Genomic DNA, 18,205 nt, shown 5'->3' with positions numbered 1-18,205 from the left:
AACTCCCAATTCCCTTGTGGAAAAGTCGAGTTGGTTGTGGATCAAACATGCGGGGCCAAATGAGTGGCGTGACGCTCGTCTCGCCGGGCAGTCTGACGCGATGGACGAAAGACGCACCACCAAGGTGTCGAAGTACCTCTCGAAGCACCTGCGGCACCAGCCCGACCGCATCGGCATCACGCTGGACGAGAACGGCTGGGTGGATATCGACGCCCTGCTGGGGGCCGCTGCCGCCCACGGCTTCCCGATCTCCCGCGCCGAACTCGACCACGTCGTCGCCGCCAACGACAAGCAGCGCTTCGCGATCGACGGCCCCCTGATCCGCGCCAGCCAGGGACACACCGTGGACGTCGACCTCGGGCTCCCGGAGGCCGAGCCTCCGGCGTACCTCTACCACGGCACGGTCGCCGGCAGCCTCGACGCCATCCGCGCCGAGGGGCTGCGGCCCATGGCCCGGCACGACGTCCATCTCTCACCCGACCGCGAGACGGCCGCCCGCGTCGGCGCCCGGCGCGGCCGCCCCGTCGTCATCAGCGTGGACGCCGCAGCGATGCACCGCGCCGGCCACGTGTTCCGGGTCAGCGCGAACGGCGTCTGGCTCACCGCGTCCGTACCGCCGCGGTTCCTGCGCCTCCCCGAGTGAGGCGGGCCTCCCCTGGTGAGGCGGCCTGCCCGGCCTCAGCCCAGAGTCAGCCCGCGCAGCCCGTGCCGCTCGGCCGCCGCGCGCTCGGCCTCGGTCATCGGCCGGCGCCCGGTCGCCTTGAGGAGGAACGTCGTACGGTCCCAGCCCGCCCCGGCCACCGTGACCGGCCGGTCGTACGGCTCCCCGTCCAGCAGCAGCCGCGCTACCACGTCCGCCGCCTCGCCGGTCGGCCACGGCGGGCAGCCGAGCCCCATGGCCACGTCGAAGCCGTGCACGCACACCTCGACGACGCGGGTGACGAGGAAGTCCGACAGCAGCATGAGGTCGCCGTGCCGGGTACGGACCAGCCTCTCCGGCGGCTCCTTGGCACAGGAGGCGGCGACGGCCCGCCAGACGGCGTCGAAGCCCTCGGCCAGGGCCCGGCCGTCGTCGTACCCGGCCGAGGCGGCGGCGGCCCGGGCCGCGCCGACCCGTGCGTCGTTGGCGCCCGGCGAGAAGCGCTCGTCCGGGGCGTAGTAGCCGGCGGCCGTCACCAGAACGCCCGAGTGCTGCGGCTCGGGCTCCGCCAGCATGTCCCCGACCCGGCCCACGGCGGTCGTCAGGTGGGCGAACACCTCGCGCACGGTCCACGGGCGGCACGCGCTGGGCCGGTCCCACTCCGCTTCCGGGATGCCGCAGACCCTCTCGTACAGGCGCTGCGACTCGGCCCCGAAGGCCGCCAAAACCGTTTCCCCGTCCATGCGGGCCAGCCTAGGCAGCGCGAGATGATCTACGGCGCGAAACGCACGCACACGTCGGCCGGAAACACCGGCGAGCCCGGCAGGGCGGCCCGCCCCCACGCCCGGCCGGACGGCACCACCTGCCCGCCGCCTCCTCAGGACCGGAGCTGCGCGAGCCCTTCGGTCGCGATCCGCTCGAAGACCTTCTCGTCCGCCGCGAAGTCCGAGTCGGGTATCGGGGCGTGCAGCACGATCTCGGTGAATCCGAGGGCGAAGTGCCGGCCCGCGAAGTCGACGAAGGCGTCGAGGGACCCCAGCGGGCCGCTCCGCTCCGGGGTGAAGCCGGTGAGCAGGATCTTGTCGAGATCGCCGATGTCCCGGCCCGTCTCGGCGCAGGCGGCGCCCAGCTTGGTGATCTGGCCGCGGATGGCCTCCAGCGACTCGGCCGGCGTACCGGACTCGAAGAGCTTGGGGTCGCCCGTGGTCACCCACGCCTGCCCGTACCGGGCGGCGAGCTTCAGCCCGCGCGGGCCGGTCGCGGCGACGGCGAACGGCAGCCGGGGCCCCTGGACGCAACCGGGGATGTTGCGGGCCTCGCCGGCGGAGTAGTGGATGCCCGCGTGCGTGACGGCGGGCTCGGTGAGCAGCCGGTCCAGGAGCGGCAGGAACTCGCCGAACCGGTCGGCGCGCTCGCGCGGCGTCCAGGGCTCCTGGCCGAGCGCGGTCGCGTCGAACCCGTTGCCGCCGGCGCCGATGCCCAGCGTGAGGCGGCCGCCGGACACGTCGTCCAGGGTGATGAGGTCCTTGGCGAGGGTCACGGGGTGCCGGAAGTTCGGCGACGTGACGAGGGTGCCGAGCCGCATGCGCGAGGTGGCGCCGGCGGCGGCCGTGAGCGTCGGCACGGCGCCGAACCACGGGCCGTCGCGGAAGCTGCGCCAGGACAGGTGGTCGTACGTGTAAGCGGTGTGGAAGCCGAGCTGCTCCGCCCGCTGCCAGGCGTCACGACCGCCCTGCGACCAGCGGCGGACGGGAAGTATCACGGTACTCAGGCGCATGCCCCGACCCTACGCGGGACTCACCCGGCGCCGGGGAGCCCGCGGGGCCGGGGGCACGCGCCCGCCTCACCGCAGGTTCTTGAGGTTGCCCTCCACGATGCGCGGCAGCCGGCGGGCCTCGTCCGTTTCCACGGCGGCCAGTACGGCGGCCAGTTCGACGGCGAGGGCGCGCACCCGGCGGACGGCGTCGTCCGCGCGGCCGAGGGCCTTCTCGTTCCAGGCGAGACGAAGCACACAGTCGACCCGCTCGCCCAGGACCTCGCGCGCGGGCGCGGGGCCGGTCGATCGCGGGGCCCCTCACGAATCGCGACGGACGCCCGGCTCTCGATGAGTGGCACGCACACGCACGGAGACGAGGTGTGCACGCAAGCTCAGGGCTCGGAGTTGATCACCATCGCAGAGGCGGGCACTGACGATGCCCACCGAGGTCGCGCGGGGACGATCACGCGGGTCTCAGATGTGCGGACCGGCGCACGCCCGTGCACTCCATGCGGGAAGATGGACGAGTGACCTCAGCGACCGACCCCCAGCAGGCCCGGCCGGCAGCGGCCGGCACCCCCACCCCGCGGCTTATCGCGACCGACCTGGACGGAACGCTGCTGCGTGACGACAAGTCCGTGTCGGAGCGTACGGTCGCCGCGCTCGCCGCCGCCGAACGGGCCGGCATCGAGGTCTTCTTCGTCACCGGCCGCCCGGCCCGCTGGATGGACGTCGTCAGCGACCACGTGCACGGCCACGGCCTGGCGATCTGCGCCAACGGCGCCGCCGTCGTCGACCTGCACGCGGGCGGCAAGCTGATCCAGGTCCGCCCGCTGGCCCGCGAGGACGCCCTCGCGGTCGTGGTCGCGCTGCGCGCGGCGGCCCCCGGCACCTCGTTCGCCGTCGAGCTCTCCACCGGCATCCACTACGAGCCCGAGTACCCGCCCTTCTTCCTCGACCCGGGCGCGACCGTGGCCACCGCCGAGAAGCTCCTCGCGGAGGCCACCCCCGGCTCCGGCGCGCCGGTCGTCAAGCTGCTCGCCCACCACACCGAGCTGTCGCCGGACGACTTCCTCGCCCTGGCCCGCGCGACCACGGACCACCGCGCGTCCGTCACTCGGTCCAGCCCGTCCGCGCTGCTGGAGATCAGCGGTTACGGCGTGTCCAAGGCCAGCACGCTGGCGCAGTGCTGCGCCGAGCGCGGCATCTCGCCCGCCGAGGTCGTGGCCTTCGGGGACATGCCGAACGACGTGGAGATGCTGGCCTGGGCCGGCACCTCGTACGCGATGGGCAACGCGCACCCGGACGTGGTGGCCGCGGCTTCCGGCCGTACGGTCGCGAACAACGACGACGGCGTCGCGGTGGTCATCGAGCGGATCCTGGCCGCCCTGTAGCGCGCCGCGAGGCCACAGCGCACATCAGTGCCCGGCGCACTCAGAACTCCGCGCCGCGCTCGCGCATCCAGGGCTCCGGGTCGATCCCCGACCCCAGATGGGGCGTGAGCCGTACCTCGAAGTGCAGGTGCGGCCCCGAGGAGTTGCCGGTCGTGCCGGCCTGCCCGATCCACTGGCCGGTACGCACCCGTTCCCCCTGGTCGACCATGACCCCGGCCAGGTGCGCGTACTGCGAGTAGTAGCCGTCCGGGTGCGCGATCACCACCTCGATGCCGAATCCGCCGCCGCAGGACACCGACACGACGCGGCCCCCGCCGACGGCCCGTACCGGTGTCCCGATGTCCACGGCGAAGTCCTGCCCGGTGTGCCGGCTCTTCCAGCGCGCGCCCTCACCGCCGAAACCGGCGGACAGCTCGTACTCCTCGACGGGCGTCACCCAGGGCCGCGTGGCCGGCGGTGCCTGCTCGTCCAGGCGTACGGCGCCGGCGCAGCGCCCCGCCGAGACGCTGCGGTCGGCCTGGCCCTGGAGCTTCCACCGGGCGTCCTCCAGCTTCGCCGTGACGGACCGCTTGACCGACGCGAGCTGCTCCGTCCGCGCGTCGAGGTCCAGCCAGGCGGCGCTCGCCCGCCGCTCGTCCTCGACGAGCAGGCGCTCGGCGCGCTCGGCGCGGGCGAGCATCCGGGACACCGCGAGTTCGGCCTGCCAGGCGAGGCGATGGCCCTCCATCAGCTCCTCGGGGTCGTCGGCGAGCAGCAGTTTCGCGGTGTACGCGATCCCGCCGCCGCCGGCCCGGTACTGGGCCCGCGCGACGCGGCCCACGTCCCCGCGCAGGACCTCGATCTCGTTGCGCGCCCGGATCAGCAGCCGCTCCAGGCGCAGGGCCCTGGCCCGCTGTTCCTTCGCCTCGCGCACGCCCTCCTCGTACGTCCGCGACGCCTCGGCGGCCTGTTCGTACAGCCGCGCCACCTCGGCGCCGACGGCGGGCCCGTCGGCGGTGTCGTCACCGGCGGGCGTGGCGGCAGAAGCGGGGGGCGCGGCGAGCGCGGCGGCGGTGGTGAAAGCCGCCGCGGCGGGCGCGGGAAGGCACAGCAGCACGCACAGCACCGGCACGAGCAGCCGTAGGCGGGGTGTGAGGTGCATCCACGGATCGTGGCCCGCTCACCCCCCGATCCCGTGCACCGAGGTCGCGCCACCGGGGTGTCGTCCCGCCATCCGGCCTACCGGACGCCCGCGCGGCAGCCCGCGGCGGTGACGGCGGGCGGGGCCCGGCGGGCCCTACAGCGGCGCCTCCCACACCACCGTCGTGCCGCCGCCGTCCTTCCCCAGCCCCGGCCCGCACCGGCTCGTTCCGCCGAGCGACTCGGCCCGCCGCTTGAGGTTGCGCAGGCCGCTGCGCCGCCCGCCCGCGGGGATGCCCACCCCGTCGTCCGCGACCGAGAGCCGCACCCCGCGGTTCCCGTCCTCCAGTGCGGCCGTGGCGTCGACGACGACCTCGATGCGGGAGGCGTGCGCGTGCCGGAAGGCGTTGGACAGCGCCTCGCGCAGCGCCGCGACGAGGTTCTTTCCTGTGAGCTCGCCGACCAGCGAGTCGACGGGGCCGACGAACCGGTGACCGGGTGTGAAGCCGAGGGGCACCGCCGCCATGTTGATCTCCCGAAGTACGCGCGTACGCAGCCCGGACGGTGCTTCGGCCGGGCCCTGCTGGAGCGCGAAGATGGCCGTACGGATCTCCTGGATCGTCACGTCCAGTTCGTCCACCGCCCGGCCGACGCCCGTGCGCACCTCGGGCACGAAGGTCCGGCGCTGCGCGCTCTCCAGCATCAGCCCGGTGGCGAACAGCCGCTGGATCACGAGATCGTGCAGGTCACGGGCGATGCGGTCGCGGTCCTCGTACACCGCGAGCCGTTCCCGGTCCCGCTGCGTCTCCGCCATCATCAGCGCCAGCGCGGCCTGCGAGGCGAACTGCGCGGCCAGCGTCCGCTCCGCCTCGGTGAACGGCTTCGCGCCCCGCGCACGGGGAGTGGCGAGGGCGCCCAGCACCCGCCCGCCGCTGTGCAGCGGCAGCAGCATGCTCGGCCCGTACCGGCGTGCGAGCCGCGTGACCATGCGCGGGTCGTTCGCCGAGTCGCCGATGAACACCGCCTTGCCCGCGAGGAGCCGCTCGGCGATCGGGCTTCCCGGCGGGACGACCACGCCGAGCGACTCCGACGGGTCGTCGGCCGCGACCGCGACGATCTCCAGACCGCCGCCCTCGGCGGGCAGCAGCACCATTCCGGCGGCCGAGGCGGCGAGCCGGCGGGCCTGCTCCGCGACGACGGTGAGCGCCTCTTCGGCGTCGCCGCCGGACAGCAGCGCGGTGGTGACGGCGACGGACCCGTCGATCCAGCGCTCCCGCTGCCGCGCCGCCTCGTACAGCCGGGCGTTGCCGATGGCGATCCCGGCCTCGGTGGCGAGCACGCGGACCATGTGCAGGTCGTAGTCGCTGAACCCGGCCCCGCCGCGCTTCTCCGCGAGGTAGAGGTTGCCGAAGATCTCGTTCTGCACGCGGATGGGTACGCCGAGGAACGACCGCATCGTGGGGTGCCGCGCCGGAAACCCGGCGAAGCGCGGATCTCCGGTGAGATCACCGAGCAGCACCGGTCCGGGGTCGGTGACGAGCGCGCCGAGAAGCCCGTGGTGGCCGTCGGGCAGCCGTCCGATCCGGGCGACCTGCTCCTCGCTCATGCCGTGCGTCACGAAGTCGGCGAGGCCGTCGCGCTCCTCGTCGACGACGCCGATCGCCGCGTACCGGGCGTCCGCGAGCTCGGCGGCCGTCTCGCAGATCCGGTCGAGGGTGGAGTGCAGTTCGAGGCCCGTGCCGACGGACCGCATCGCCTCCAGCAGTTGCGGCACGCGCGCGGTCAGCTCGGTGGACAGGCCCTGGAGGCTGCGGGCGGCCCGCGTCGCGGCCTCCAGGGGGTCACTCGGGTCCGGCACGTCCTCCACTGGCATGCCACGAGCCTAATAAGTCCTATTTCAGGGCGAAAGTCGGGCGTCGACGGCTCGGCCCACCCTGAGCGGTTCGGCCGCCTCCTCCCGCTCCAGCATCCGCCGCAGCGGCCCCTCGGACGCCACCAGCTCCGCGTACGGGCCGCGCTGCACCGCGCGCCCGCCGTCCAGCACGATCACCTCGTCCACCGCGTCCAGGCCCCGGAGCCGGTGCGTGACGATCAGCGTCGTACGGCCCTCGGTGGCCTGCAGCAGGTCGGCCGTCAGGGCGTCCGCCGTCGCCAGGTCGAGGTGTTCCGCGGGCTCGTCGAGTACGAGCACGGGGAAATCGGCCAGCAGGGCGCGGGCCAGCGCGAGGCGCTGGCGCTGTCCGCCGGAGAGGCGGGCGCCGTGTTCGCCGACCATCGTGTCGAGCCCGTCGGGCAGTCCGTCGACCCAGTCCAGGAGCCGGGCGGCGGCGAGGGCGTCGCGCAGCCGGGCGTCGGTGGCGTCGGTCCTGGCCAGCCTGAGGTTCTCGCGTACGGAGCTGTCGAAGAGGTGCGCGTCCTGTGCGCACAGGCCGACGAGGCGGCGCACGTCGTCGCCGTCCAGCTCGGTGGCCTCCGTTCCGCCGAGCGTGTACGTGCCCGTCCGGGCGTCCAGGAAGCGCAGCAGCACCTGCGCGAGCGTCGTCTTGCCCGCGCCGGAGGAGCCGACTACGGCGACGCGCCGGCCGGCCTCCAGCGTCAGGTCGAAGCCGGCCAGGGCGTCGCGTTCCTGCCCGGCGTACCGGGCCCCGATCCCACGCAGCTCCAGGGGGAACGGCGACGCGGGCCGGACCACCGGCGTCCGCGGTTCGCGCACCGGCGCCGGCGCGTCCAGCACCTCGTACACGCGCTCCGCGCTGCGCACGACCCGCTGGCGGTAGCGGACGGCGAGCGGCAGCCCCGCGAAGGCCTCGAAGGCGGCCAGCGGGGTCAGTACGACCACGGCCAGGGTCACCCCGGACAGCCGTCCGTCGTGCACCGCCTGGACCCCGGCGAGTGCGGCGGCCACGACGGTCAGGCCGCAGGCCAGCGCGGAGAGCCCGCCACCGAGGGCTGCGCCGGTCGCGCCCCGCGAGGCGATCCGCGTCAGCACGCCGTCGGCCTCCCGGACCCCCTCCGTACGCCGCCGGAGCGCACCGGCGACGGTCAGCTCGGCGGTCCCGCCGAGCAGGTCCGCGATCCGCGACGCCAGCGCTCCGCGCGCGGGAGCCAGCTGCCGTTCGGCCCGCCGGGCACACACCCCGCTCAGCCACGGCGCGCCGACCCCGGCGACGAGCAGCCCCACGGCCAGCGCCGCCCCGGCCTCGGGCAGCAGCCACGCCGTGAAGCCGACGGAGCCCACGCCCACCACGACGGCGCCGCCGACGGGCAGCAGCCACCGCAGCCAGTAGTCCTGCAGCGCGTCGACGTCGGCGACGAGCCGGGACAGCAGATCACCGCGCCGGGTCTCGCGCAGCCCGGCGGGCGCGATGCGCTCCAGCCGCCGGTACACGGCGACGCGCATCTCGGCGAGCATGCGCAGCACGGCGTCGTGCGCGACGAGCCGCTCGGCGTACCGGAAGACGGCGCGCCCGATGCCGAAGGCGCGGGTCGCGGTGACGGCGACCATCAGATACAGCACCGGCGGCTGCTCGGAGGCACGGGAGATGAGCCATCCGGACACGGCCATGAGCCCCACGGCCGACCCGAGAGCGAGGCTCCCGAGGGCCAGGGCGAGCGCCAGCCGCCCCCGCGACTGCCGGGCCTCGTCCCGCACCCGCCGCAGCACCCCGCGCCCGCCGTACGCCGCCCGCTCGCCGGTCCCGGTCCGCACGCCGCCGGCAGCGGTGACCGCGGCCGGCGCAGAGGGGTTGCCCGCGTCCTGAACGGCGATGCCTTCCCCGCCGGGCGGGCGGCCGGAAGAGACCCCGGCGCCCGAGGTGCGCACGGCGGACGCACCGGCAGCATCAGCACCGGCGACGGCGCCCGCGCCGCACGGCCGCGCGAGTTCCACCACCCGGTCCGCCACGGCCAGCAGCGCCGGCCGGTGCACGACCAGTAGCACCGTGCGCCCCGCCGCCAGTCTCCGTACCGCCTCGACGATCCCCGCTTCCGTCTCGCCGTCCAGGCCGGCCGTCGGTTCGTCCAGCAGCAGCACCGGCCGGTCCGCTAGGAACGCCCGGGCGAGGGCGAGCCGTTGCCGCTGCCCCGCCGACAGGCCCGCGCCGTCCTCCCCGAGCCGCGTCTCGGCGCCTCGGGGGAGCGCCGCCACGAAGTCGTACGCCCCGGCGTCCCGCAGCGCGGCCGCCACCGCGGCCGCGTCCGCGTCAGGACGCGCCAGCCGCACGTTGTCGGCGACCGTCCCCGCGAACAGGTGGGGCCGCTGCGGGACCCAGGCGATCCGCTCCCGCCACCGCTCCATCGACACGGCGGCCAGGTCCACCGCCCCCGGCCCGTCGCCGACCACGACCCGCCCCTCGGCCGCCGGGACGAACCCGAGCAGTACGTTCAGCAGCGTGCTCTTGCCGACGCCGCTCGGCCCGACGACGGCGACCGTCTCGCCCTCGCGCACCACCAGCGACGCCGAGTCCAGCGACGCCTCGGTCCGCCCGGCGTGCCGGACCGTCACCCCCTCGACCCGCAGCGTCCCCACGGGCGCGTCCGCGTCCCCCACCGGCCTCGCCGGTTCCGTCTCCAGTACGTCGAAGATCTCCTGCGCGGCGGCCAGTCCCTCCGCCGCCGCGTGGTACTGCGCGCCCACCTGACGCAGCGGCAGATACGCCTCGGGGGCCAGCACCAGGATCACCAGCCCCGTGTAGAGGTCCAGGTCCCCGTGCACGAGCCGCATTCCGATGCCCACGGCGACGAGGGCGACCGACAGCGTCGCCAGCAGCTCCAGCGCGAACGACGACAGGAAGGCGATGCGCAGCGTCCGCAGGGTGGCCTGCCGGTACTCGGCCGTGATCGTCCGGATCGACTCGGCCTGCGCCTTCGCCCGGCCGAACACCTTGAGTGTCGGCAGTCCGGCGACGACGTCGAGGAAGTGTCCGGACAGCCGCGACAGCAGCCGCCACTGACGGTCCATCCGGGCCTGCGTGGCCCACCCGATGAGGATCATGAAGAGCGGAATGAGCGGCAGCGTTCCCACGATCACCGCCGCCGAGACCCAGTCCTCGGTCACGATCCGGGCGATCACCGCGACCGGCACGACGACCGCGAGACCGAGCTGCGGCAGGTACCGCGAGAAGTAGTCGTCCAGCGCGTCGACGCCCCGCGTCGCCAGCGCCACCAGTGAACCGGCTCGCTGTCCGCTCAGCCATCCGGGACCCAGGGACGCCGCCCGGTCGAGCAGCCTTCCCCGCAGCTCCGACTTGACCGCCGCGGCGGCCCGGTGCGCGGCCAGTTCCGTGAGCCAGGCCACCAGGGCCCGGCCCAGGGCGACCGCCGCCAGCAGCATCAGCGGCGTACGCAGGTCGGCTCCGTCCAGCCCCCGCTGGAAGGCGCCCACCACCACGTCGGCGATGAGCATGGCCTGAGCGACGACCAGGCCCGCCCCGGCCAGCCCGAGGAACACCACCGCCCCCAGGAAGAAGCGGGTGGCACGGGCGTACCGGAGCAGACGCGGGTCGATCGGTTTCACGTGAAACACCCCCTACTGGTGTGCGTCGGCGAGGTGCTGCGTGCCGATCCGCTTGCGGAACACCCAGTACGTCCAGCCCTGGTACAGCAGCACCACCGGCATGGCGATGCCCGCACACCAGGTCATGATCTTCAGGGTGTACGCCGTGGAGGAGGCGTTGGTGACCGTCAGGCTCCACGCGTCGTTCAGCGACGAGGGCATGACGTTCGGGAACAGCGTCAGGAAGAGCATCGCGACCGCGGCCACGATGGTCACGCCCGACAGTGCGAACGCCCACCCCTCACGCCCGCCGGCCGTGAAGGCGATCGCCGCGACCAGCGCCAGCACCGCCACGGCCATCGCGACGAGGCTCGCCGTGCCGCCGTTGTCCGCCTGCGTCCAGCCCAGGAAGGCGACCGCCAGGACCCCGGTGACGGCCCCGAGCCGAAGCGCCAGCTTCCGTGCCCGCTCCCGGATCTCGCCCAGCGTCTTGAGCCCCGCGAAGACCGCACCGTGGAAGGTGAAGAGCGTCAGCGTGACGAGTCCGCCCAGCAGCGCGTACGGGTTGAGCAGGTCGGCCAGGCTGCCGACGTACTCCATCTCGGCGTCGATCTTCACGCCGCGCACGATGTTGCCGAAGGCCACACCCCACAGGAAGGCGGGCAGCAGCGAGGTCCAGAAGATCGCGTGCTCCCAGTTGGTCTGCCAGCGCTCCCCGGTCCGCTTGACCCGGTACTCGAACGCGACACCGCGCACGATCAGGCAGACCAGAATCAGCAGCAGCGGCAGGTAGAACCCGGAGAAGAGCGTGGCGTACCAGTCGGGGAACGCGGCGAACGTGGCGCCGCCGGCACTCAGCAGCCAGACCTCGTTGCCGTCCCAGACGGGACCGATGGTGTTGATGAGGACCCGCTTCTCCTTGCGGTCACGGGCGAGCACCTTCGTCAGCACGCCGATTCCGAAGTCGAAGCCCTCCAGGAAGAAGTAGCCGGTCCACAGAACGGCTATGAGCACGAACCAGACGTCGTGGAGTTCCATACCTCAGCTCCTCAGTCCTCAGTACGAGAAGGCCATCGGCCGGTCGGCGTCCGCGTGGTCGCCGCCGATCTTGGTGGGCGGGTTGAGGTCGGCCTCCGTGAGCTCCGGCGGACCGGCCTTGACGTACTTCACGAGGAGCTTGACCTCGATCACGGCGAGGATCGCGTACAGGAGCGTGAAGACGGTCATGGAGGCGATCACCTCACCCTGCGAGACGCCGGGGGAGACCGCGTCGCTGGTGCGCAGCACGCCGTACACGACCCAGGGCTGTCGGCCCATCTCCGTGAAGATCCAGCCCCACGAGCTGGCGATCAGCGGGAAGCCCATGGTCCACAGTGCGACGATCCAGTACCACTGGGTGAACTTGGGGCTGAGCACCTTGTTCTTGAAGAGCACCAGGTTCGGCACTTCGTCGTCGCCGGTCCGCAGCGCCGGGGGCAGCATGAACTTCTTGCGCGTCAGCCACAGCCCGAGCATGCCGAGCGAGAAGGACGCCATACCGAAGCCGATCATCCAGCGGAAGCCCCAGTACGCGACGGGGATGTTCGGCCGGTAGTCGCCGGGCCCGAACTTCTCCTGCTCGGACTTGTTGACGTCGTTGATGCCGGGGACGTACGAGGAGAAGTCGTCGTTGGCGAGGAAGGACAGCAGGCCGGGGATCTCGACGGCGACCTTGTTGTGACCGGCGTCGACGTCCCCGTACGCGAAGATCGAGAAGGGCGCGGGCGCCTCGCCGTCCCACAGCGCCTCGGCCGCGGCCATCTTCATCGGCTGCTGCTTGAACATGACCTTGCCGAGCAGGTCACCGCTGACGGCGGTGAGCATTCCGGCGATCACGACGGTGATCAGCCCGAGCCGCAGCGACGTCCGCATCACCGGGACGTGCTTCTTGCGCGCCAGGTGGAAGGCGGCGATGCCGACCATGAACGCGCCGCCGACGAGGAACGCGGCCGTGATGGTGTGGAAGAACTGGGTGAGCGCCGTGTCCTGGGTCAGGACCCGCCAGAAGTCGGTGAGCTCCGCCCGCCCGCGCTCCTCGTTGATGCGGTAGCCGACCGGGTGCTGCATCCAGGAGTTGGCCGCCAGGATGAAGTACGCGGACAGGACCGTGCCGATCGACACCATCCATATGCAGGCCAGGTGGATCTTCTTCGGCAGCTTGTCCCAGCCGAAGATCCACAGCCCGATGAAGGTGGACTCGAAGAAGAAGGCGATCAGCGCCTCGAAGGCCAGCGGCGCTCCGAAGACGTCCCCGACGAAGCGCGAGTAGTCGGACCAGTTCATCCCGAACTGGAACTCCTGGACGATGCCGGTGACGACACCCATGGCGATGTTGATCAGGAAGAGCTTGCCCCAGAACTTCGTCGCCCTGAGGTATCTCTCCTTCTCGGTGCGCACCCACGCCGTCTGCAGCCCCGCGGTGAGCGCGGCGAGCGAGATCGTCAGGGGGACGAAGAGGAAGTGATAGACGGTGGTGATGCCGAATTGCCATCGAGCGAGAGTCTCCGGCGCGAGAGCCAGGTCCACGTCGTCATCTCCTTCGTTTCGCCAGGAACGCATGGGACCTTGTGAACGCGTTCACATTCACAAGCATCAGTATGGCGCACACGCGTTTTTCGTCCGACGGCCGGGGGGTACAACTGTGCCCCCGAACACCGCCGAAACGGCACACGAGGGCACAGGAAACAAGGGATATAGGGGCCAGCGCCCTCGGAAGCAAGGAAGAGCCCTCCGAGGCGGGACCCGGATGTGACTTACAGCTCCTTGCGGAACGCCTCGGCGGTGTGCAGGAAGATGTCGTTCGCCTCGTCCTCGCCGATCGTGACCCGCAGACCCTCACCGGGGAACGGCCGGACCACGACGCCGGCCTTCTCGCATGCCGCGGCGAAATCGGCCGTACGCTCGCCCAGGCGCATCCAGACGAAGTTCGCCTGCGTGTCCGGAACGGTCCAGCCCTGCTCGACCAGCGCCTCGTACACCCGCTTGCGCTCGCACACCAGGGACCCGACCCGGCCGAGCAGCTCGTCCTCGGCCCGCAGCGAGGCGACCGCCGCGTCCTGCGCCAGCTGGCTCACGCCGAAGGGCACCGCCGTCTTGCGCAGCGCGGCCGCCACCGGCTCGTGCGCCACGGCGAAGCCGACCCGCAGCCCGGCCAGGCCGTACGCCTTGGAGAAGGTGCGCAGCACCGCCACGTTCGGGCGGCTGCGGTAGAGCTCGATCCCGTCCGGCACGTCCGCATCCCGTACGAACTCCCGGTAGGCCTCGTCCAGCACCACCAGCACGTCCGAGGGCACCCGGTCCAGGAAGCGCTCCAGCTCGGCCCGGCGCACCGCCGTGCCGGTCGGGTTGTTCGGGTTGCAGACGAAGATCAACCGGGTCCGCTCGGTGATCGCGTCGGCCATCGCGTCCAGATCGTGCACATCGCCGGAGGTCAGGGGCACCTCCACGGCGGTGGCGCCGCTGATGCGCGTGATGATGGGGTACGCCTCGAAGGACCGCCACGCGTAGATCACCTCGTCGCCGGGGCCCGAGGTCGACTGGAGCAGCGACTGCGCCACCCCGACGGACCCGGTGCCGGTGGCGATGTGCGAAACCGGGACGCCGAACCGGTTCGCCAGCTCGTTCATCAGACCGGTACACGCCATGTCCGGGTACCGGTTGAAGTTCCCGGCCGCCGCGATCACGTCCTCCAGGACGCCGGGCAGCGGCGGGTACGGGTTCTCGTTGGAGGACAGCTTGTACGCCACCGGTCCCCCGGCGGCGGCAGGCTTCCCCGGCTTGTAGGTGGGAATGCCGTCCAGCACCGCGCGCAGCTTGGGGCTCGTCTCGCTCACTTCGGGTCCTCCTCGACCGTACCTACCACCAATGCTGCTCACCTTATGAGGATTGCGCTCCGCTGCGAATGGCAGGCGCACGGAAAGGGGGGGAGCGCTCCCCGGCGCACCGCGCGCCGGTGGCTCACGCCGTGGCGCGCATCCCCCGTGAAGGTGAGTTGAGACCTCTTCGCAACATAGGGCACTTGGCAGGACCGTGCCGGTCGACAAGCCTGACCGACCGGCCCTTACTCTCAACTACCTTGCATTCAAAGGCTGTTGAGGGGATATGGCCTTGCAGAAACGTGCCTGTCAACAACTGCATATGCATCCGCCCTAACCGCCTGCCCGAGCCCTACTATCGGCTCGCCATGACAGCAGCAGGGAAGCATCAGGTGAGCCGGACGGAAACCCCCCGGCGGAGCACCCGGCCAGGGCGAGCGGGCATTCGGGACGTCGCCGCCGCAGCCGGTGTCTCCATCACGACGGTCTCCGACGCGCTCAACGGCAAGGGCCGGCTCCCGGACGCCACCCGCAGCCACGTTCGCGAGGTCGCCGAGAGACTGGGCTACCGCCCGTCCGCGGCGGCCAGGACCCTTCGTACCGGAAAATCGGGCCTCATCGGCCTGACCGTGACCACGTACGGGGATGAACCTTTCACCTTCACGGAATTCGCCTACTTCGCCGAGATGGCGAGGGCAGCGACCTCCGCGGCGCTCGCCCGCGGGTACGCGCTGGTCATCCTGCCCGCCACCTCCCGCCACGACGTCTGGTCGAACGTCGCCCTCGACGGCACCGTCGTCATCGACCCGTCCGACCAGGACGCGGTCGTCACCGAGCTCGTGCGCCAGGGCCTTCCCGTCGTCTCCGACGGCCGGCCCGCGGGCACCCTGCCCGTCACCGCCTGGGTGGACAACGACCACGAGGCGGCGGTCCTCGACCTCCTCGACCATCTCGCCGACGCCGGGGCCCGCCGCATCGGGCTGCTCACCGGCAACACCACCGACACGTACACCCGGCTGTCCACCGACGCGTACCTGCGCTGGTGCGAGCGCGTGGGCCAGGACCCGGTCTACGAGTCCTACCCGGCGCACGACCCCTGCGCGGGTGCCGTCGCGGCCGACCGGCTGCTCGCCCGCCCGGACCGGCCCGACGCCGTGTACGGGCTCTTCGACCCCAACGGCACCGACCTGCTCGCCGCCGCGCGCCGCTACGGGTTACGCGTACCCGAGGACCTGCTGCTCGTCTGCTGCAGCGAGTCCACCGTGTACGCCGCCACCGAACCGCCGATCACGACGCTCTCCTTGAAGCCGCGCCGCATCGGCACTGCCGTGGTCCAGCTCCTCATCGACGCCATCGAAGGCGTCAATACCGACAGTCCCGTCGAACAGGTGATACCGACCGAACTCATCGTCCGGACGTCGTCACAGCGCCGGCCTCCGCGCACCACGGTGAGCCCACCACGCTCGCCTTCCGGGGACTGACCTGCCCAATTGGGACGAAACAACCGACGAACCAGGTACGCATCCGGATTCACCACCCCTGGTGCGTCACAGAGCACGAGCCTCATTCCTATGATGGGCGCACGACACCGCGGGCCAACCACGACCAGGTGGGACCCAAAGGTGTACGGCGGCGCGCGACGGTGGTGGAGGGGTCGATGACTCAGGGGGCCGGTCAGGGACCCGCAGTGCGAACGGCGACATTGCGGGACTTCCGCGTACCCCCGTACGCCCAGGCCCCTGATCCCGAGCACACGAACGCCGCCGGGAACGCGTACGGCGGCGAGTACGGCAACGCGTACGGAAGCACGTACCGGAGCGCCTACGCCGTCGACGAGGAGCCGGAGGGGTACACCCCCACCCAGCGCGACCTCCCGGTGATCAGCCGCGGCGGTCCCGGCGACACGCTCCAGGTCACGGCGCAGCCGGGACCCGAGCCGCGCCCCGCCGCCGGCGAGGGCCTCGGCCCGCTCTTCGTCGTCGGGGACGTGCACGGCTACCTCGACGAGCTGTACGCCGCCCTCGCCGAGCAGGGCCTCATCGACGCCGAGGGCCACTGGGCCGCGGGCAACGCCCGGCTCTGGTTCCTCGGCGACTTCACCGACCGGGGGCCCGACGGGATCGGCGTCATCGACCTCGTGATGCGGCTGTCCGCCGAGGCCGCGGCCGCCGGCGGCTACTGCAAGGCACTCATGGGCAACCACGAGCTGCTGCTCATCGGCGCGAAGCGGTTCGGCGACACGCCGGTCAACTCCGGTGCAGGCACGGCCACTTTCCAGGCCGCCTGGCTGCTCAACGGCGGCCAGAAGGCCGACATGGACCGGCTCCAGGACGTCCATCTGCAGTGGATGTCCCGTCTCGACGCGGTCGCGCTCGAGGACGCGCATCTGCTGACGCACTCCGACACGACGGCCTACCTCGACTACGGCAGCACCATCGAGGACGTCAACGACACAGTCCACGCCATTCTCACGCGCAACGACGCCGACGAGTGCTGGGACGTCTTCCGCAAGCTCACCAAGCGCTTCGCCTTCCGCGACGAGGGCGGCGCGCATGCGGTGCGCGAGCTCCTCGACGCGTACGGCGGCGAGCGCATCGTCCACGGTCACAGCCCGATCCCGTATCTGCTGGGCGAAGTGGGCAACGAGAGCGCGGACGGTGACGACGAGAACGCCGGGCCGGTCGTGGACGGCCCGCACGTGTACGCCGACGGGCTCGCCATCGCCATGGACGGCGGCGTGACCATGGCCGGAAAGCTGCTGGTGGTCCGACTCCCCCTGCATGGCTGAACGCGGCGTGGGAAGGCGCGGCCATATACACGCCGCACTTACCACTGGGCCTATTTCCGGAAACCCCCTGTCACCCCCTGCCGTAGGCGCTCTACCATCGGCTTATCCGTAGCAGGCTCTCCTCCGTTTCCGCCCAATTACCCGCCAGTGGCGGGTATTCCGGCCCTACGGAGCATCGGGGGATGCACATGAACAGCAGCGCTCCGCACCTGCTGGCCGAGGACCGACCGGAATTCGAACGGGTCCTCGACGAGGCATTGCGCACCGCTCATGACCGACCGGAACTGACCGCTGTCGGGCAACGGCTCAACACCACGCAGCTGCGCACCATGGCAATGAACGCCACCGCGCTCATCGCGGCGGCCGCCGCCGCCGAGTACGACGAATACGTCAAAGCCCGGGAAGACGCGCGTACCCCGCCCGCGGCGGCCGCCCGCACCGGTTCGGTCCTCGCCATGGGCGACGCCGCCGAGACGGCGGGCGCGGGCGTCGCCGCCGTCGTCGCAGTGCTGACGCCCCTGCTCGCCGGCACGGCCGCCGCGATCTTCCTGATCGTCGGATACCTGCTCACCATGCTCACCCCGGAGCCCGAGTTCGCCCGGACGCTGCTCACGGCGGGCTGGGTCTTCGCCGCGCTCACGGCGGCGGGCATCCTGGTGGCCGCCGTCGGCCTGCTGCTGACTGCCCTGCGCAACGGGTCGACGGCGTTCACGAGCGGCCGGAACGGCGAGCTGTCCGAAGACGTCGAACGGGCCCGGGACGCCTGGCGGCACGCCCTGCTGGAGCGGGGCGTCGTCCCGTTCCTGCGGGACGCCCTGGCCGAACCGGGCCCGGCCCCGGCCGCCCCGGCGCCCCGCCGTCCCGCCGGCCGCATCCCCGACCTGGGCTACTCGCGCCCGGACTACAGCAGCCCGGGCCCGGACGGCGGCACCACACCGGGCCCGCGCCCCAGCTACTCCAGCCCCGACTTCTCCAGCCCCGACTTCGGCGGCCCGGACCACAAGCCCGAGTAGCGGTTGATGCCGTCCGTCATCGGGGCGGGCCGGTGGCGCGTCGTGCGGTCCGTGCACCGTGAGGCCGGGCAGGTAGTCCAGCACCACGTCCACACAGACGACCTCCCCGGCCTCCGACCGGCCCACCCAGACGGGATACGGGCGGAA

At 72.3% G+C, this 18,205-nt stretch carries 14 protein-coding genes; 5 read left to right on the top strand and 9 right to left on the bottom strand.

Annotated features, from left to right (window positions below):
• Positions 1-100 precede the first annotated feature (100 nt).
• Positions 101-643: an RNA 2'-phosphotransferase gene (locus AC07FK_RS22805; RefSeq protein WP_479106758.1), complete on the top strand. Its 543-nt coding sequence runs from the start codon at positions 101-103 to the stop codon at positions 641-643.
• 35 nt (positions 644-678) lie between these two features.
• Here AC07FK_RS22805 and AC07FK_RS22800 read toward each other — a convergent pair whose 3' ends face one another.
• From AC07FK_RS22800 to AC07FK_RS22790, 3 genes are all read right to left on the bottom strand, one after another.
• Positions 679-1,383: a maleylpyruvate isomerase N-terminal domain-containing protein gene (locus AC07FK_RS22800; protein ID WP_479106757.1), complete on the bottom strand. Its 705-nt coding sequence runs from the start codon at positions 1,381-1,383 to the stop codon at positions 679-681.
• 134 nt (positions 1,384-1,517) lie between these two features.
• Complete coding sequence (locus AC07FK_RS22795; protein WP_479106756.1) at positions 1,518-2,417, bottom strand: LLM class flavin-dependent oxidoreductase; 900 nt, start codon at positions 2,415-2,417, stop codon at positions 1,518-1,520.
• A gap of 66 nt (positions 2,418-2,483) precedes the next feature.
• Positions 2,484-2,651, bottom strand: coding sequence for a hypothetical protein (locus tag AC07FK_RS22790; RefSeq protein ID WP_479106755.1), 168 nt, complete (start codon positions 2,649-2,651; stop codon positions 2,484-2,486).
• 254 nt (positions 2,652-2,905) lie between these two features.
• Here AC07FK_RS22790 and AC07FK_RS22785 point away from each other — a divergent pair, with 254 nt between their 5' ends.
• Positions 2,906-3,790, top strand: coding sequence for a Cof-type HAD-IIB family hydrolase (locus tag AC07FK_RS22785; RefSeq protein WP_479106754.1), 885 nt, complete (start codon positions 2,906-2,908; stop codon positions 3,788-3,790).
• Positions 3,791-3,830: 40 nt separating this feature from the next.
• Here the strand turns inward: AC07FK_RS22785 and AC07FK_RS22780 are convergent, their stop codons facing one another.
• The 6 genes from AC07FK_RS22780 to hisC form a co-directional block, all read right to left on the bottom strand.
• Complete coding sequence (locus tag AC07FK_RS22780; protein WP_479106753.1) at positions 3,831-4,931, bottom strand: M23 family metallopeptidase; 1,101 nt, start codon at positions 4,929-4,931, stop codon at positions 3,831-3,833.
• Between the two features lie 135 nt (positions 4,932-5,066).
• On the bottom strand, positions 5,067-6,782 hold the full coding sequence (locus tag AC07FK_RS22775) for a GAF domain-containing sensor histidine kinase (RefSeq protein WP_479106752.1): 1,716 nt from the start codon (positions 6,780-6,782) through the stop codon (positions 5,067-5,069).
• A gap of 24 nt (positions 6,783-6,806) precedes the next feature.
• A complete protein-coding gene (gene cydD, locus AC07FK_RS22770) occupies positions 6,807-10,424 on the bottom strand; it encodes a thiol reductant ABC exporter subunit CydD (RefSeq protein WP_479106751.1) in 3,618 nt (1,205 codons plus the stop codon).
• Between the two features lie 12 nt (positions 10,425-10,436).
• Positions 10,437-11,441, bottom strand: a complete 1,005-nt coding sequence (gene cydB / locus AC07FK_RS22765) for a cytochrome d ubiquinol oxidase subunit II (RefSeq protein WP_479106750.1) — start codon at positions 11,439-11,441, stop codon at positions 10,437-10,439.
• Between the two features lie 18 nt (positions 11,442-11,459).
• Complete coding sequence (locus tag AC07FK_RS22760; protein WP_479106749.1) at positions 11,460-12,968, bottom strand: cytochrome ubiquinol oxidase subunit I; 1,509 nt, start codon at positions 12,966-12,968, stop codon at positions 11,460-11,462.
• A gap of 227 nt (positions 12,969-13,195) precedes the next feature.
• Complete coding sequence (gene hisC, locus AC07FK_RS22755) at positions 13,196-14,275, bottom strand: histidinol-phosphate transaminase (RefSeq protein WP_479106748.1); 1,080 nt, start codon at positions 14,273-14,275, stop codon at positions 13,196-13,198.
• 350 nt (positions 14,276-14,625) lie between these two features.
• Between hisC and AC07FK_RS22750 the strand changes: the two genes are divergently transcribed.
• The 3 genes from AC07FK_RS22750 (at position 14,626) to AC07FK_RS22740 (ending at position 18,058) form a co-directional block, all read left to right on the top strand.
• Positions 14,626-15,738, top strand: coding sequence for a LacI family DNA-binding transcriptional regulator (locus AC07FK_RS22750; RefSeq protein ID WP_479106747.1), 1,113 nt, complete (start codon positions 14,626-14,628; stop codon positions 15,736-15,738).
• A 161-nt stretch (positions 15,739-15,899) separates the two neighbouring features.
• A complete protein-coding gene (locus AC07FK_RS22745; RefSeq protein WP_479106796.1) occupies positions 15,900-17,045 on the top strand; it encodes a metallophosphoesterase in 1,146 nt (381 codons plus the stop codon).
• 182 nt (positions 17,046-17,227) lie between these two features.
• Positions 17,228-18,058, top strand: coding sequence for a hypothetical protein (locus AC07FK_RS22740; RefSeq protein ID WP_479106746.1), 831 nt, complete (start codon positions 17,228-17,230; stop codon positions 18,056-18,058).
• Positions 18,059-18,205 lie beyond the last annotated feature (147 nt).

This window comes from Streptomyces sp. NPDC046122 (genome assembly GCF_056429965.1).
The sequence above is the reverse complement of the archived record's forward strand: the minus strand, read 5'-3'. Positions and strand labels throughout refer to the sequence as shown.